This is a genomic window from Streptomyces sp. NPDC018019 (assembly GCF_044327805.1).
Classification (GTDB): Bacteria; Actinomycetota; Actinomycetes; order Streptomycetales; family Streptomycetaceae; genus Streptomyces.
Genome location: NZ_JBIRGD010000042.1, coordinates 1 through 15933, shown reverse-complemented (window position 1 = coordinate 15933; position 15933 = coordinate 1). Strand labels below are relative to the sequence as shown.

13 protein-coding genes and 1 rRNA gene are annotated in these 15933 nt (G+C 72.4%); 7 read left to right on the top strand and 7 right to left on the bottom strand.

The window, feature by feature from the left end; translation table 11 throughout:
• Window positions 1-93: 93 nt before the first annotated feature.
• The 3 genes from ACH4FX_RS39645 to ACH4FX_RS39635 all read right to left on the bottom strand — a co-directional run bounded on the left by ACH4FX_RS39645 (window position 94) and on the right by ACH4FX_RS39635 (window position 3103).
• On the bottom strand, window positions 94-921 hold the full coding sequence (locus ACH4FX_RS39645) for an ABC transporter ATP-binding protein (RefSeq protein ID WP_398486372.1): 828 nt from the start codon (window positions 919-921) through the stop codon (window positions 94-96).
• Window positions 922-1028: 107 nt separating this feature from the next.
• Entirely contained in the window at window positions 1029-2102 is a 1074-nt protein-coding gene (locus ACH4FX_RS39640) for a FecCD family ABC transporter permease (RefSeq protein WP_398486371.1), read from the bottom strand.
• Window positions 2099-3103 (bottom strand): FecCD family ABC transporter permease, encoded by a 1005-nt coding sequence (locus tag ACH4FX_RS39635; RefSeq protein WP_398486370.1) that lies wholly within the window; start codon window positions 3101-3103, stop codon window positions 2099-2101. Before ACH4FX_RS39635 ends, ACH4FX_RS39640 begins: the two co-directional genes overlap by 4 nt.
• Before the next feature lie 225 nt (window positions 3104-3328).
• On the opposite strand from ACH4FX_RS39635, the gene ACH4FX_RS39630 reads away from it, so the two are divergent.
• The gene (locus tag ACH4FX_RS39630) at window positions 3329-4354 is read left to right on the top strand and encodes an ABC transporter substrate-binding protein (protein WP_398486369.1); all 1026 of its coding nucleotides are present in this window, start codon (window positions 3329-3331) and stop codon (window positions 4352-4354) included.
• Window positions 4355-4448: 94 nt separating this feature from the next.
• Complete coding sequence (locus tag ACH4FX_RS39625) at window positions 4449-5339, top strand: siderophore-interacting protein (protein ID WP_398486368.1); 891 nt, start codon at window positions 4449-4451, stop codon at window positions 5337-5339.
• A 119-nt stretch (window positions 5340-5458) separates the two neighbouring features.
• On the opposite strand, the gene ACH4FX_RS39620 is transcribed toward ACH4FX_RS39625, so the two are convergent.
• A complete protein-coding gene (locus tag ACH4FX_RS39620; RefSeq protein WP_398486367.1) occupies window positions 5459-6493 on the bottom strand; it encodes an HAD-IIA family hydrolase in 1035 nt (344 codons plus the stop codon).
• Between the two features lie 142 nt (window positions 6494-6635).
• Here ACH4FX_RS39620 and ACH4FX_RS39615 point away from each other — a divergent pair, with 142 nt between their 5' ends.
• The 5 genes from ACH4FX_RS39615 (at window position 6636) to ACH4FX_RS39595 (ending at window position 13469) form a co-directional block, all read left to right on the top strand.
• A complete protein-coding gene (locus tag ACH4FX_RS39615; RefSeq protein WP_398486366.1) occupies window positions 6636-7895 on the top strand; it encodes a DUF1015 family protein in 1260 nt (419 codons plus the stop codon).
• 223 nt (window positions 7896-8118) lie between these two features.
• The gene (locus ACH4FX_RS39610; RefSeq protein ID WP_398486365.1) at window positions 8119-9705 is read left to right on the top strand and encodes a pyridoxal phosphate-dependent decarboxylase family protein; all 1587 of its coding nucleotides are present in this window, start codon (window positions 8119-8121) and stop codon (window positions 9703-9705) included.
• Between the two features lie 55 nt (window positions 9706-9760).
• Window positions 9761-11083 carry a lysine N(6)-hydroxylase/L-ornithine N(5)-oxygenase family protein gene (locus ACH4FX_RS39605; protein ID WP_398486364.1) on the top strand — a complete coding sequence of 441 codons (1323 nt, stop codon included), beginning with the start codon at window positions 9761-9763 and terminating at the stop codon, window positions 11081-11083.
• Window positions 11080-11652 carry a GNAT family N-acetyltransferase gene (locus tag ACH4FX_RS39600; RefSeq protein WP_398486363.1) on the top strand — a complete coding sequence of 191 codons (573 nt, stop codon included), beginning with the start codon at window positions 11080-11082 and terminating at the stop codon, window positions 11650-11652. The genes ACH4FX_RS39605 and ACH4FX_RS39600 overlap by 4 nt, the downstream gene beginning before the upstream one ends.
• On the top strand, window positions 11646-13469 hold the full coding sequence (locus ACH4FX_RS39595; protein ID WP_398486362.1) for an IucA/IucC family protein: 1824 nt from the start codon (window positions 11646-11648) through the stop codon (window positions 13467-13469). The genes ACH4FX_RS39600 and ACH4FX_RS39595 overlap by 7 nt, the downstream gene beginning before the upstream one ends.
• An 88-nt stretch (window positions 13470-13557) precedes the next feature.
• Here ACH4FX_RS39595 and ACH4FX_RS39590 read toward each other — a convergent pair whose 3' ends face one another.
• The 3 genes from ACH4FX_RS39590 to rrf all read right to left on the bottom strand — a co-directional run.
• A complete protein-coding gene (locus ACH4FX_RS39590) occupies window positions 13558-14442 on the bottom strand; it encodes a hypothetical protein (RefSeq protein ID WP_398486401.1) in 885 nt (294 codons plus the stop codon).
• Window positions 14379-15632, bottom strand: a complete 1254-nt coding sequence (locus tag ACH4FX_RS39585) for a hypothetical protein (protein ID WP_398486406.1) — start codon at window positions 15630-15632, stop codon at window positions 14379-14381. Before ACH4FX_RS39585 ends, ACH4FX_RS39590 begins: the two co-directional genes overlap by 64 nt.
• A gap of 206 nt (window positions 15633-15838) precedes the next feature.
• Window positions 15839-15933 (bottom strand): 5S ribosomal RNA (gene rrf, locus ACH4FX_RS39580); the annotation flags it as partial.

Here is a 15933-nt window from a genome sequence, read left to right as displayed (position 1 = left end):
CGCCCCGGCCGCACAGACCTGCCCGGCCGCACGCATCCGCCCGGCCGCACGCATCCGCCCGGCCGCGCACGACGGCCGCCCCCGCCACCGGCCTCAGGACGCCGCGCCGGCCGCAGCCCCCGCCGCGGCCTCCGTACGCGCCTTGCGCGCCGCCGGGACCACCAGCGGAGTGCCCGTCTCCGGGTCGTCGATGACCTGGCACTTCAGGCCGAAGACCCGCTCGACGAGGTCGGCGGTGACGACCTGCTCCGGCGGCCCCTCGGCGACGATCTCGCCGCCGCGCATGGCGATCAGGTGCGTGGCGTAGCGCGCGGCGTGGTTGAGGTCGTGCAGTACGGCGACGAGCGTGCGGCCCTGCTCCTCGTGGAGTTCGGCGCACAGGTCCAGTACCTCGATCTGGTGCTGGATGTCCAGGTACGTGGTCGGCTCGTCCAGGAGCAGCAGCGGCGTCTGCTGGGCGAGCGCCATCGCGATCCACACGCGCTGCCGCTGCCCGCCGGAGAGTTCGTCGACGTAGCGCTCGGCCAGCTCGCCGACGCCGGTCGCGTCCATCGACTCCCGTACGATCCGCTCGTCCTCCCCCGACCACTGGCGCAGCAGCCCCTGGTGCGGGTAGCGGCCGCGGGCCACCAGGTCGGCGACGGTGATCCCGTCGGGGGCGATGGAGGACTGCGGCAGCAGCCCGAGCGTGCGGGCGACCTTCTTGGCGGGGAGGGAGGAGATGGCCGCGCCGTCCAGCAGCACCGAGCCGGCGGCCGGCTTGAGCATCCGCGACAGCGCGCGCAGCAGCGTGGACTTGCCGCAGGCGTTCGGCCCGACGATCACCGTGAAGGACTGGTCCGGTATGGCCACCGAGAGGTCCTCGGCGATGACCCGCTGGTCGTAGGCGAGGGTCACGTTCTCGGCCGTGAGACGGCTCACTGCGTTGCTCCTTGTCGGGTCTGCGTCATGGGGGCCCGGTGCGGTTCTGAGCGGCGCGGTCGGCGTCGCGTGGTGGCCGGTGGCGGTTCGATCCGCGTCCCGCGCGCTCATATCCGGCCCGCCTTGCGCTCGGAGGCCAGCAGCCACAGCAGGTAGCCGCCGCCGAGTACGCCGGTCAGCACGCCCACCGGCAGCTGGTCGGCGCCGAAGAGCTGCTGCGAGAGCCAGTCGGCGCCCACCAGGAGGGCGGCGCCCATGAGGGCGGCGGGCAGCAGGTTGGGGCCGGGCGAGCGGGTCAGGCGGCGCGCGAGCTGCGGCGAGGTCAGCGCGAGGAAGGCGATCGGCCCGGCCGCCGCGGTCGCCGCGGCGACCAGCACCACGGCCGCCGCCAGCAGCACGACGCGCACCCGGTGGACCTTCACGCCCAGCGCGTACGCGGCGTCGTCGCCCATCTCCAGCATGCGCAGCGGCCGTCCGTACAGCAGGGCCAGCGGGATCAGGACGGCGCACACCAGGGCCAGCGGCCACACCTGGTCCCAGTCCCGGCCGCTGAGGGTGCCGACCATCCACGTGGTGGCCTGGGACGCCTCGACGATGTTCGCCTTGGTCATCAGGTAGAGGACCATCGCGTAGAGCATCGCGGCGGCGCCGATGCCGACGAGCACGAAGCGGTAGCCGTGGATGCCGCCCTTCCAGGCCAGCAGGAAGATCGCCAGTCCGGTGGCCACGCCGCCGGCGACCGAGCCGGCCGCGACGGCGAAGGTGCCGCCCTGGAAGAAGACGATGACGAGCAGCGCGCCGACCGTCGAGCCCTGGGAGAAGCCCAGCACGTCGGGGCTGCCCAGCGGGTTGCGGGAGACGGCCTGGAAGACCGCGCCGGCCACCCCGAAGGCGGCGCCGACCAGCAGCCCGACCAGGACCCGCGGCAGCCGCAGGTCGTTGACGATGAATTCCTGGGCGGTGGTGCCGGAGCCGGTGAGCGTGGCGAGGACGTCGCCCGGGCTCATCGGGAAGTCGCCGGTGCCGATCAGCAGCACGCTCGCGGCCAGCGCGAGCACCGCCAGCAGTACGGCGACGACGACGGTCCGCACGTCCAGGCGCACGGACAGCCCGCCGGCGGTGCGCACCGCCCGTACGGGCCCGCCGGTCTTGCCGGTGTCGGTCTTGACGGTGGAACTCACAGCTGGGCCATCCTCCGGCGCCGTACGAGATAGATGAAGACCGGGCCGCCGACGACGGCCGTCACGATGCCGACCTGGATCTCCCCGGGCCGTGCCACGACCCGCCCCAGGACGTCCGCGCCGAGCAGCAGGACCGGCGAGAGCACCGCGGAGTACGGCAGGATCCAGCGCAGGTCGGGGCCGGTGAGGGCGCGGACGACGTGCGGGACCATCAGGCCCACGTAGACGATCGGGCCGCAGGCGGCGGTCGCGCCGCCGCACAGCAGGGTGACGGCGATCATGGCCAGCACCCGGGTGCGGGTGAGCCGCGCGCCGAGCGCCCGCGCCTGGTCGTCGCCGAGCGCGATGGCGTTCAGGGGCCGTCCGACGGCGAGCGCGAGGACCGCGCCGGCCGCGAGGAACGGCGCGACCTCCTGCACGGTGGTCATGGTGGCGGAGGCGAGCGAGCCGACCGTCCAGAAGCGCATCTTGTCCAGCGCCGCGGTGTCCATGAGGTTGACGGCGTTGATGTAGCCGATCAGTACGGCGGACAGCGCGGTGCCGGCGAGCGCGAGCCGTACGGGCGTGGCGCTGCGGGTGCCGCCGAGCACGTACACGGCGACCGAGACGGCCGCGGCGCCGAGGAAGGCGAACCAGACGTACCCGGTCAGTGAGGTGATCCCCAGGAAGCTGATGGCGGAGACGACGGCCGCCGAGGCACCCGCGTTGATGCCGAGCACGCCGGGGTCGGCGAGCGGGTTGCGGGTGAGCGCCTGCATCACCGTGCCGGCCAGGCCGAGGGCCGCGCCGGCCAGCAGGCCGAGGAGGGTGCGGGGCAGCCGGACGTCCCGGACGACCACGTCGGAGTCGTCGCCCGTGTAGTGGAAGAGGGCGTGCCAGACCTGGTCGAGGGGTACCTGTTTCGCGCCGACGGCGATGCCCAGGACGGTGACGACCACGAGCGCGCCCACGGCGGCGACGAGCCCCGCCGAGCGAGTGATCTGCCGCCGTCGCGGTGCCACGGGGGCGTTTGCTGCTTCGGGGGGACTGTCAACCAACACGGGAGTTAGGTTAGCCTACCCTCACGATCAGACATCAAGTCGTTCTGCAGGGCCTTTTACCGGGCCTTTGCCGTACGTCCGCGATGTCCGGCCGACCACCCACCGAAGACCGTGAACGACCGGCTGAAGTCCCGTCAAGCCCGGCCGGCCGCGCCGGGGCCCAGCCCAGAGAGAAGCACAGCAGCCATGAGCACCTCCCGCAGCGTATCCCTGACCCGACGCGGCGTCCTCGCCGCCGGTGGCGCCGTCGGCATCGGCGCCCTGCTGGCCGCCTGCGGAGGCGGCAAGGAATCGGGCTCACAGGGCGACGTCAAGGGCGGCGCCTGGTCCTTCACCGACGACCGCAAGAAGAAGGTCTCCCTCGACCACACTCCGCAGCGCATCGTCGCCTTCACCGGCACCGCCGCCGCCCTGTACGACTTCGGCATCGACAAGCAGATCGTCGGCGTCTTCGGCCCGACCAAGCTGAAGAACGGCAAGCCGGACCCGCAGGCCGGGGACCTCGACGTGGACCGCCTCACCATCATCGGCAACGCGTACAACCAGTTCGCCGTCGAGAAGTACGCGGGCCTCAACCCGGATCTGCTGATCACCAACATGTACGAGCCCGGCGCCCTGTGGTTCGTGCCGGACGAGAGCAAGGACAAGATCACCAAGCTGGCCGAGCAGGTGGCCATCACCTCGGCCCGGGTCCCGCTGGTCAAGATCATCGAGCGGTACGCCGAGCTGGCCCGGTCGCTCGGCGCCGACCTGAAGGCCAAGAAGGTCACCGACGCCAAGGCCCGCTTCGAGAAGGCCGCGGCCGAGCTGCGCAAGGCCGCCAAGTCCAACCCGGTCCGGGTGCTCGCCTGCTCCGGCAGCGCCGACCTCTTCTACGCCTCCAACCCCGGCATCAACTCCGACATCATGTACTTCAAGTCGCTGGGCGTGGACGTCATCGTCCCCGACAACCTGGACAAGGGCGGCTACTTCGAGAGCCTGAGCTGGGAGAACGCCGACAAGTACCCGGCCGACGTGCTCATGCTCGACAACCGCACCTCCGCCCTCCAGCCCAAGGACCTGGCCTCCAAGCCCGCCTGGAACAAGCTGCCCGCCGTCAAGGCCGGCCAGGTCACCGGCTGGTCCAGCGAGCCGCGCTTCTCCTACGCGGGCGCCGCGCCGCTGATCGAAGAGCTCACCAAGGCCATCCAGAACGCCAAGAAGGTCGCCTGACGCGACGCCGGGCCGGCCGCCGCACCGGCCGGCCCGGCCGAGCACCCCGCCCCCACCGCAGTCACCGAGTCACGGTTCCGGGAGGTTCCTCCGCATGACCACGACCGCCGCACCCGCCACCACCCCGTTCCGCTTCTTCGACGTGCACGTCGTGCGCACCCGCCGGCTCGGGCCCTCCATGGTCCGGATCACCTTCGGCGGCGAACGGCTCGGCGAGCTGGCCTCCGGCGGCCGTGACCAGCGCTTCAAACTGTTCCTCCCGCAGCCCCACCAGGCGGCGCCGGTCTTCGCCGACCAGGGCGAGGGCTGGTACCCGGCCTGGCGCGCCCAGGACCCGGCCGAGCGCCCGCTGATGCGCTCGTACACGATCCGCGAGCAGCGCCACGAACCGGCGGAGATCGACGTGGACTTCGCGCTGCACGGCGCGGACGCCCCGGGCGCCGCGGCCGGCGGCCCGGCCTCGCGCTGGGCGGCGTCCGCCGAGCCGGGCGACCGCGTCTCGATCCTCGGCCCGGCCGTCGAGGACAACGGCGGTGTGGACTTCCGCCCGCCGCCCGGCACCGACTGGATTCTGCTGACCGGCGACGAGACGGCACTGCCCGCGGTGGCCGGCATCCTGGCCTGGCTCTCCCCCGGCACCGAGGCCAAGGTCTTCCTGTCCGTCGCCCACGCGGCCGACCGCCAGGAGCTGCCCACCTTCGCGGACGCCGACGTGACCTGGCTGGCCGCCGACGAGCGGCCGGCGGACGGGACGGACGCGCTGCTCGAAGCGGTACGCGCCGCCGAACTGCCCGCGGGCACGCCGTACGCCTGGATCGCGGGCGAGGCGGGCAACGTGAAGGCGCTGCGCCGGCACCTCGTGCGGGAGCGCGGGTTCGACCGCCGGGCCGTGAAGTTCACCGGCTACTGGCGGCGCGGCGCCAGCGAGGAGGACCTGCTCGCGGAGTACGTGGCGGGCACGGCCGCCGCCACCGACGAGGACTGACCCGGACGCAGTCCCCCGTACCGTGCGGGTACGACGGTCCGTACCCGCACCCTGGGGAGGGGCCCGTTCAACACCGAGCGGGCCCCTCCTGTCTTCCTACGCGCGCTTCGGCGCGCGCCTCACAGCCCGAGCCGCGCCAGCGCCTTGCCCGCGTCCGCGCCGCAGCTGCCGTCGCCCGCCGCCGTCCAGGCCGCCGCGCACAGCGCCCGCAGGCCGTCCATCGGAGCGCCCTCCCCGTCCAGCGCCAGGGCGTCGTCCCGTACGGACGCCGTCCAGCCGCCGCACCGGAAGCCGCCGTCCGCCGCCTCGGCTACCTCCGGCTGCGGGCCGAGCAGGCCGCGCAGGTCCGCGTCGACGTACGTCGGGCGGTGCTGCGGCGGCGCGGCCAGCAGCTCGGCGGCGGTGGTCACGCCGGTCAGCACCAGCAGCGAGTCGACACCGCCGTTGTAGGCGCCTTCGATATCCGTGTCGAGCCGGTCGCCCACCACCAGCGGCCGCTGTGCGCCCGTGCGCAGGACCGTCTCCCGGTGCATCGGCGTCTCCGGCTTGCCCGCCACCTGGGGCGTACCGCCACCGGCGGCGGTCCGTACGACCTCGACCAGCGCGCCGTTGCCCGGCGCGATGCCGCGCTCCTTGGGGATGGTCAGGTCGGTGTTCGACGCGAACCAGGGCACCCCGCGCTGCACGGCGTACGCGGCCTCCGCCAGCCGTTCCCAGTTCAGCTTGGGGTCGAAGCCCTGCACCACCGCCGCCGGGCCGTCCTCCGCGGACTCCACCGGCACCAGCCCGCGCTCGCGCAGCGCCACCCGCAGGCCCTCGCCGCCGACCGCCAGCACCCGCGCGTCCGCGGGCACCTGTCCGGCGATCAGCCGGGCGACCGCCTGCGCCGAGGTGATGACGTCCGTCGGGGCGGTCGGCAGCCCGAACCCGGTGAGCTGGTCCGCGACCGTGTCCGGCGTCCGGGCGGCGTTGTTGGTCACATACGCCAGGTGCATGCCGCCGTCCCGGGCCGTGGTGAGCGACGCGACGGCGTGCTCGATCGCCGAGCCGCCGGCGTAGACGACTCCGTCCAGGTCCAGCAGCGCCGTGTCGTACGCCTCGCGCAGTGCCCGCTCGCACCGTCCGGGCCGCTTGCGCAGCACCCGCTCGCTCATGCCGTTTCGCTCCCTATTCACACAGGTACAGAAGTGGGTAACAGCGGTACGCGAAGCGGAACCCCGCATACCGATATATCCAGCCGGACAAGGGTTTCCCCCCGATCATCCCGCACTCGGGAAGGCGGCATAGCATTCCCCAATGACCACCGACGGCCTTCGCCTCCACCCCTTCCGCGGACTGCGCTACGCCCCGGACCGCGTCAGCAGCCTCACGGCCGTCACCTCGCCGCCGTACGACGTCGTCGTACGGCCGGACGGCGTGCGCCACCTGGAAACCGCCGACCCGTACAACATCGTGCGGCTCATCCTCCCGCAGGCCCCCGACCCCGCCACCCGGCACCTCCAGGCCGCCGAGACGCTGCGCCGCTGGCGCGCGCAGGGCGTCCTGGCGACGGACGACCGGCCGGCCCTCTACGTGTACGAGCAGAGCAAGGGCGGCCTCCTCCAGCGCGGCCTGATCGGCGCCCTGGACCTCGACGGCCCGGTCCTGCCGCACGAGGACGTGATCCCCGAGGTCGTCGAGGACCGCGCCGCCCTGATGCGCGAGGCCGCCGCCAACTTCGAACCGCTGCTACTCTCCTACGTCGGCCAGGGCACCGGCAACGGCGCCACCGGCGTCATCGAGCGGACCGTGCTGACCACCCCGCTGCTCGCCACCACCACCGAGGACGGCTTCTCCCACCGGCTCTGGGCGGTCACCGACCCCGACGAGCTGGCCGCCGTCGACAAGGACCTGGCCCTGCGGCACGCCCTGATCGCCGACGGGCACCACCGCTGGGCCACCTACCAGCGGCTGCGCGCGGAGCACCCGGGCGGCGGCGCGGCCGGCCCCTGGGCGAGCGGGCTGGTACTGCTCGTGGACTCCGCCCGCCACCCGCTCCAGGTGCGGGCCATCCACCGCGTCCTGCCGCACCTGTCGCTGGACGACGCGCTGGCCGGGCTGGACGGGGCGTTCCGTGCCCGTCCAGTGGAAGGCCCTCTGGATGCGGCACTGGCCGCGCTGGAGGAGACGCCCGGCAGCGCCTTCCTGGTGTCCTCGGGCCCGGAGCGGTTCTGCCTGCTGGACCGGCCCGACACGGAGCTGCTCGACCGGACGATCCGCCGGGACCGCCCCGAGGCGTGGCGCCGGCTGGACGCCACCGTGCTGCACTCGGTCCTGCTGGACGAGGTGTGGCGGGTCCGCGACCACTCGTCCGAGATCAGCTATCTGCACAGCGCGGGGGACGCCGTCGAGCAGGCGGCGAAGCATGGCGGTACGGCCGTGCTGCTGCGCCCCGTCCTGGAGCAAACGGTGCGTCAACTCGCGCTGGACGGCGTGACGATGCCCCGCAAGTCGACGTCGTTCGGCCCCAAGCCGGCCACCGGTCTTGTCCTGCGCGTCCTGGACGACGGGGCCTGACCCCAAGCCGTTCCGCCCCCCTGATGCCCGATGACGGCCCGGCGCGCGCCCGCGCCGGTGCCTGGGCACCCCTTTCCCTCCCGCCGCACAAGTTAGGTTAGGCTTACCTCATCACGTAAGCGGATGGGGCCGTTCCCCCCTGCGCCGACCGTCTTCTGCCCAGGCGCGGGCGTTCCATGCGCATCCCCCACGTGAGCAAGTCCGCATCAGGGAGGACACGTTCATGAGCCCCCTCGCGCGCTCCGCCGAGGACCCGTCACCCGCCGCAGGCGCCGGGACGCCGGACAGCCGGTCCCAGCTGTTCAACAACAGCACCGCCGACCGCTATCGCCGCTCCGTCGCCGAAGGCGTCGACCGCATAGCCGACAAAATATCCCGTACCGAACGCCCCTTCACCGGCGTCACGGTCGACGGCCTGACCCCCACCGTGGCCGGCATCGACCTGGACCGGCCACTGCACGACCCCGCCGCCGCGCTGGACGAACTCGAAGAGGTCTACCTGCGCGACGCCGTCTACTTCCACCACCCGCGCTACCTCGCGCACCTCAACTGCCCGGTCGTCATCCCGGCCCTGGTCGGCGAGGCGGTGCTCTCCGCGGTCAACTCCTCGCTGGACACCTGGGACCAGAGCGCCGGCGGCACCCTCATCGAGCGCCGCCTGATCGACTGGACCGCCCGGCGCATCGGCCTCGGCGAGCGCGCCGACGGCATCTTCACCAGCGGCGGCACCCAGTCCAACCTCCAGGCCATGCTGCTGGCCCGCGACGAGGCGTGCCGCACGGCCCTCGCCCGCGAGAACAACCCGGACGAAACCCCTCAGGCCACGGCACATCCGGTACGCCGTACCGACATCCTGCCCCGGCTGCGCATCCTCGCCTCCCAGGTCGGCCACTTCAGCATCGAGAAGGCCGCCACCCTGCTGGGCCTCGGCGCGGAAGCCGTGATCGCGGTGCCCTGCGGCCCGGACAAGCGGATGCGGGCCGACGCGCTCGCCGACGAGCTGGCGCGCTGCGCGGCCGAGGGCCTGATCCCGATGGCGGTCGTCGCCACCGCGGGCACCACCGACTTCGGCAGCATCGACCCGCTGCCCGAGATCGCCGACCTGTGCGCGCGGTACGGCGCCTGGATGCACGTGGACGCGGCGTACGGCTGCGGCCTGCTGGTCTCCCGGCGCCGCGCCCTCCTGGACGGCATCGAGCGCGCCGACTCGGTGACCGTGGACTACCACAAGTCCTTCTTCCAGCCGGTCAGCTCCAGCGCCGTGCTCGTCCGCGACCACGCCACACTGCGGCACGTCACGTACCACGCGGACTACCTCAACCCGGCGCGGATGGCCGAGCGCCGCATCCCCAACCAGGTCGACAAGTCGATCCAGACCACCCGCCGCTTCGACGCGCTCAAACTGTGGCTGACCCTGCGCACCATGGGCGCCGACGCCATCGGCGAGCTCTTCGACGAGGTCGTGGACCGGGCTGCCGACGCCTGGAAGCTCCTCAACGACGACCCGCGCTTCGAGGTCGTGGTCGAGCCGCAGCTGAGCACCCTGGTCTTCCGCTACCTGCCGTACGCCGACGACCGGGACCCGGTGCTGAGCGACGAGGTCAACCTGCACGCCCGGGAGGCGCTGTTCGCCTCCGGCGACGCCATCGTCGCGGGCACCGTCGTGGACGGCCGGCACTACCTGAAGTTCACCCTGCTCAACCCCGAGACCACGCTGGCCGACATCGCCACGGTCCTCGACCTGATCGCCGAGCACGCCGGCGCGTACCTCGCCGCGCGCCCCGAACCGGCCCTCAGCGCCGCGAGCTGACCGTCCCCGCCGACCGGCCCCGCGGCCGACCGACACCCGCAAACGGAGACCCCACGTGTCCGCCCCTCACGATTTCCTCGCCATCGGCCTCGGGCCCTTCAACCTCGGCCTCGCCTGTCTGACCGAGCCCATCGAAGAGCTCGACGGCCTGTTCCTGGACAACAAGCCGTCCTTCGACTGGCACCCCGGCATGATGCTGGAGACCAGCACCCTCCAGGTGCCCTTCATGGCCGACCTGGTCACCCTCGCCGACCCGACCTCCCCGTTCTCCTTCCTGAACTACCTGAAGGAATCGGGACGGCTGTACTCCTTCTACATCCGCGAGAGCTTCTACCCGCTGCGCGCCGAGTACAACGACTACTGCCGCTGGGCCGCCGCCAAACTGGACTCCATCCGCTTCGGCCACCAGGTCACCACCGTCGAGTACGACGAGGCCGAGCAGGTCTACGTCGTGCACGCCGATCACCTGCCCACCGGCGAGAAGAAGACCTACCGCGCCCGCAAGCTGGTCCTCGGCACCGGCACCCCGCCGCACATCCCCGAGGCGTGCCAGGGCCTCGGCGGCGACTTCCTGCACAACGCCGACTACCTGGAGAACAAGGCCGCCCTCCAGACCAAGGACTCCATCACCATCGTCGGCAGCGGCCAGAGCGCGGCGGAGATCTACTACGACCTCCTCCAGGACATCGACAGCCACGGCTACCACCTGACCTGGGCCACCCGCTCCCCGCGGTTCTTCCCCCTCGAATACACCAAGCTCACGCTGGAGATGACCTCTCCGGAGTACGTGGACTACTTCCACGCGCTGCCCGCGGCCACCCGCGACCGGCTCAACGCCGCGCACAAGAACCTCTACAAGGGCATCGACTCGGAGCTGATCAACGAGATCTTCGACCTGCTCTACCAGAAGAACCTGCACGGCCCCTGCCCGACCCGGCTGCTGACCAACACCGCGCTCACCGGCGCCGGCTACGACGCGGCCTCCGGCACGTACACCCTGGGGCTGCGCCAGGAGGAGCAGGGCCAGGACTTCACCCACGCCACCCAGGGGCTGATCCTGGCCACCGGATACCGGTACGAGAAGCCGGAGTTCCTCGCTCCGCTGACCGACCGCATCGCCTGGGACGACGCCGGCCGCTACGCGGTGGCCCGCAACTACAGCATCGACACCGCGGGCCGCGACATCTTCGTGCAGAACGCCGAGCTGCACACCCACGGCTTCGTCACCCCGGACCTGGGCATGGCCGCGTACCGCAACTCCTGCATCATCCGCGAGCTGCTCGGCCGCGAGTACTACCCGGTGGAGAAGTCCATCGCCTTCCAGGACTTCGCCGCCCCGGCCGGCCCGCACCACCCCGTGGAGGTGTCCCCCGTATGACCGCGCCCGTCTTCACCCGCACCCACGCCTCGCTCGGCGAGTTCGCGCTGCGCCCGGTCGACCCGGCCGGCGACGCGGAGCTGCTGCACGGCTGGGTCACCCACCCCAAAGCCGTCTACTGGATGATGCAGGACGCGGACCTCACGGCCGTGGAGAAGGAGTTCGCGCGCATCGACGCCGACCCGTACCACGACGCCTTCCTCGGCCTCCACAACGGCGAACCGGCCTTCCTGATGGAGCGCTACGACCCGGCGCACCGCGAGGTCACCGAGGTCCACGAGGCGGCGCCCGGCGACGTCGGCATGCACTTCCTGACCGCGCCGACCGACACCCCGGTGCACGGCTTCACCCTCGCCGTGATCACCACCGTGATGGACATGCTGTTCGCCGAGCCGGGCAACCAGCGCGTCGTCGTCGAACCGGCCGTCGGCAACACCGCGGTGCACGCCCTCAACAAGGCCGTCGGCTTCGAGATCGTCCGCACCGTCACGCTGCCCAAGGGCGAGGCGTACCTGAGCACCTGCACCCGCGGCCAGTTCCTGGCCGCCCGAGGAGAAAACCCATGCTGAACCCCACCGCGGACACCTCCGGCACCGCGGCGCGCGACGCCGTCCGCCACCTCACCCCCGAGCTGTGGGCACGCGCCAACCGCCTCCTGGTGCGCAAGGCCCTCGCCGAGTTCGCGCACGAGCGCCTGCTGACGCCGCAGCGGCTGCCGCAGGACGGCCACTACGTCGTCCGCAGCGACGACGACCGCGTCGAATACCGCTTCACCGCCCGCCGGCTGAGCCTGGACCACTGGCACATCGACGCCGACGCCATCACCCGCCGCCGCGACGGCGCCGAGGTCCCGCTGGACGCCCTCGACTTCTTCATCGAGCTGCGCCGTACGCTCGCCCTCAGCGACGACATCCTCCCGGTGTACCTGGAGGAGATCAGCTCCACCCTCTCCGGTACGGCGTACAAGCTGGCCGCCGGGCCCGCGTCCGCCGCCGAGCTGGCGAAGGCGGACTTCCAGACGATCGAGACGGGGATGTCCGAGGGCCACCCCTGCTTCGTCGCCAACAACGGCCGCCTCGGCTTCGGCGTGCACGAGTACCACGCGTACGCCCCCGAGGCCGCGAGCCCCGTCCACCTCATCTGGCTGGCCGCGCACCGCGACCGCGCCACGTTCACCGCGGGCGAGGGGCTGGACTACGACCGGCTGATCAAGGAAGAGCTGGGCGGTCCGACCCTGGACCGGTTCGCCGCGACCCTGCGCGACCTCGGCCTGGACCCGGCCGACTACCGCCTCATCCCCGTCCACCCGTGGCAGTGGTGGAACAAGCTCTCCGTCACCTTCGCCGCCGAGGTCGCCCAGCAGCACCTGGTCTGCCTCGGCCCCGGTGACGACGCCTACCTGGCGCAGCAGTCCATCCGTACGTTCTTCAACACCAGCGACCCGGCCAAGCACTACGTCAAGACGGCCCTGTCGGTCCTCAACATGGGCTTCATGCGGGGCCTGTCCGCCGCGTACATGGAGGCCACCCCGGCCATCAACGACTGGCTGGCCGGCCTGATCGAGCGCGACGAGACCTTCCGGGCCGCCCGCTTCTCGATCATCCGCGAGCGCGCCGCCATCGGTTACCACCACCGCCAGTACGAGGCCGCCACCGCCAAGGGCTCCCCGTACCTGAAGATGCTCGCCGCCCTGTGGCGCGAGAGCCCGGTACCCACCCTGGAGCCGGGCCAGCGGGTCGCCACCATGGCGTCCCTGCTGCACACCGACCCCGAAGGCGGCTCACTGGCGGCCGCCCTCATCGAGGAGTCCGGCCTGGAACCGGCGGACTGGCTGCGCCGCTACGTGGACGCCTACCTGACGCCCGTCCTGCACGCGTTCTACGCCTACGACCTGGTCTTCATGCCGCACGGCGAGAACGTCATCCTCGTCATCGAGGACGGCACCGTACAGCGCGCGATCTTCAAGGACATCGCCGAGGAGATCGCCGTCATGGACCCGGACGCGGTACTGCCGCCCGCGGTCGAGCGCATCCGTGCCGACGTCCCCGAGGACAAGAAGCTCCTCTCCCTCTTCACGGACGTCTTCGACTGCTTCTTCCGCTTCCTGAACGGCATCCTCGTCACGAACGGCGTACTGGACGAGGACACCTTCTGGCGCACCGTCGCCGACTGCGTACGCGCGTACCAGGAGGCCAACCCGCAGCTCGCCGACAAGTTCCGGCAGTACGACATGTTCGCGGACGAGTTCGCGCTCTCCTGCCTGAACCGCCTCCAGCTGCGGAACAACGAGCAGATGGTGGACCTCCAGGACCCGGCGGGCGCCCTCCAGCTGATCGGCACGCTGGAGAATCCGATCGCCCGGTACGCGCCGGGGGCGGCGGGCTGACGGCCGCGCACGGATAGCAGTAAGGGCGGGACCCCGGTGGGATCCCGCCCTTACTCATGTACGGCTACGCGGCCGGGCCGCGACGGCCTCAGCCCTGCTCGGGACGCTCTTCACGAGGGGCGTCGGCGGGCGTGCCGCCTTCGGTGGCCTCGCTCGCCTCGGTGGCCTCGGTGGCCTCGGTGGCCTTCGCTTCGGAGGCGTCCCGCTGCTCGGGGGCGGCGGGCTCGGCCACGTCCTCGGCCGCGGGGGCCTCGTCCGCGATCCCGTCCTCGTCGGTCTCGTCCTCGTCCGCGTCTTCCAGCGCGTCCGTGAACTCCACGCCGTCCAGCTCGGCGAGCCGGTCCGAGGCGTTCGTGGTGCCGCCCTGGTCGGCCTCCAGCGCCTTGGCGAACCACTCGCGCGCCTCGTCCTCGCGGCCGACCTCCAGCAGCGCGTCGGCGTAGGCGTAGCGCAGCCGGGCGGTCCACGGCTGTACGGAGTTCGACGCCAGCTCGGGGCTCTGCAGCGTCACCACGGCCGCGTCGGTCTGGCCCATGTCCCGGCGGGCACCCGCCGCGACCAGCCGCATCTCGACCTGGCCCGCCCGGTCCAGCTTCTGCACCTCGGGCTCACCGGCCATCGCCAGGGCCTTCTCGGGCCGGCCGAGGCCGCGCTCGCAGTCGGCCATCACGGGCCACAGCTCCACGCTGCCGGTCATCCGCCGCGCCGCGCGGAACTCGGCCAGCGCCTCGCCGTACTTGCCGACGGCGTACGCGGCGAAGCCGGCCGCCTCGCGCACGGAGGGGACCCGCGACGCCAGCCGCAGCGCCACCCGCGAGTAGCCGTACGCCTGCTCCGGGTCCTCGTCGAGCAGCTTGGCCACCATCACCAGGTTCCTGGCGACATCGTCGGCGAGCGTCTTCGGCAGGCTCAGCAGCTCCTGCCGTACGTCCTTGTCGATCTCCTCGCCGGTGACGTCCTCCGGGATCGGCAGCCGCTTGATCGGCTCCCGGTCACGGCGGTCCTCCTGCCGGAAACCGCCGCGGTCACCGCGGTCGTCCCGGCCGCGTCCGGCACCGTACGGGCGTCGGCCGCCGCGGTCGTCACCCCCACGGAAGCCGCCACGGTCGTTGTCGCGCCGGAAGCCACCCCGGTCGTCATCGCGGCGGGGGCCACGGTCGTCGCGACGGAAGCCGCCACGGTCACCGTCGCGGCGGTCGTCGCGGCGCGGGCCGCGGTCGTCCCGGCGGAAACCGCCCCGGTCGTCATCACGGCGGGGGCCGCGGTCGTCCCGGCCGAAGCCGCCACGGTCACCCTCGCGGCGCGGGGCACGCTCGTCACGCGGGAAGCCGCCGCGATCGTCGTCGCGACGCGGACCGCGCGGACGGTCGTCCCGCCGGTCGTCCCGACGGAACCCACCATGGTCATCGTCACGGCGCGGACCACGGTCATCGCGACGGAAACCACCGCGGTCGTCGTCACGGCGGAACCCGCCGCGGTCATCACGGCGGTCGTCGCGGCGCGGAGCACGGTCGTCACGACGGAAGGAGCCGCCGCGCTCGTTGTCGCGCCGGAAGCCACCCCGGTCGTCATCGCGGCGGGGGCCACGGTCGTCGCGACGGAAACCACCGCGGTCGCCGTCGCGCCGCTCGTCGCGGCGGAAGCCGCCGCGGTCATCGTCCCGGCGGAAGCTGCCGCGGTCGTCATCCCGGCGCGGACCACGCGGACGGTCGTCCCGCCGGTCGTCCCGACGGAACCCACCACGGTCATCGTCACGGCGCGGACCACGGTCATCGCGACGGAAGCCGCCACGGTTGTCATCACGGCGGGGGCCGCGGTCATCGTCACGGCGGGGGCCGCGGTCATCGCGGCGGAAACCGCCGCGGTCGTCATCACGGCGGGGGCCGCGGGGCGCGCGGTCGTCGCGCGCGAACCCGGGGCGGTCGTCACGGCGGAATCCACCGCGATCGCCCTCGCGGCGCGGGGCGCGGTCGTCGCGCGGGAAGCCGCCACGGTCGTTGCCACCGCGGTCGTCGCGACGGAAGCCGCCACGGTCGTCGTCACGTCGCGGGGCGCGGTCGTCACGGCGGAAACCACCGCCGCGGTCGTCCCGGCGTCCGCCGCCGTATCCACCACCAGAGGGCCGGCCGCCCCGGTCGTCACGGCGCGGACCGCGGTCGTCACGCCGGAAACCGCCACGGTCACCGCCCTCGCGCCGCTGCGGCCGGCGCTCCGAACGATCGTCGGAAGAGTTGGGGGACATCGACGTGACTCCTGTCTTCGGTACTGCAAACATTCTCGCGCACCGACCTCGTCGGCGCGCTTCGACCAAATAAAAAAGGACCCTCGGTCCCAGCGTGAACGCTGGGACCGAGGGTCCTCCAAAGATTGTTCGGCGGCGTCCTACTCTCCCACAGGGTCCCCCCTGCAGTACCATCGGCGCTGAAAGGCTTAGCTTCCGGGTTCGGAATGTAACCGGGCGTTT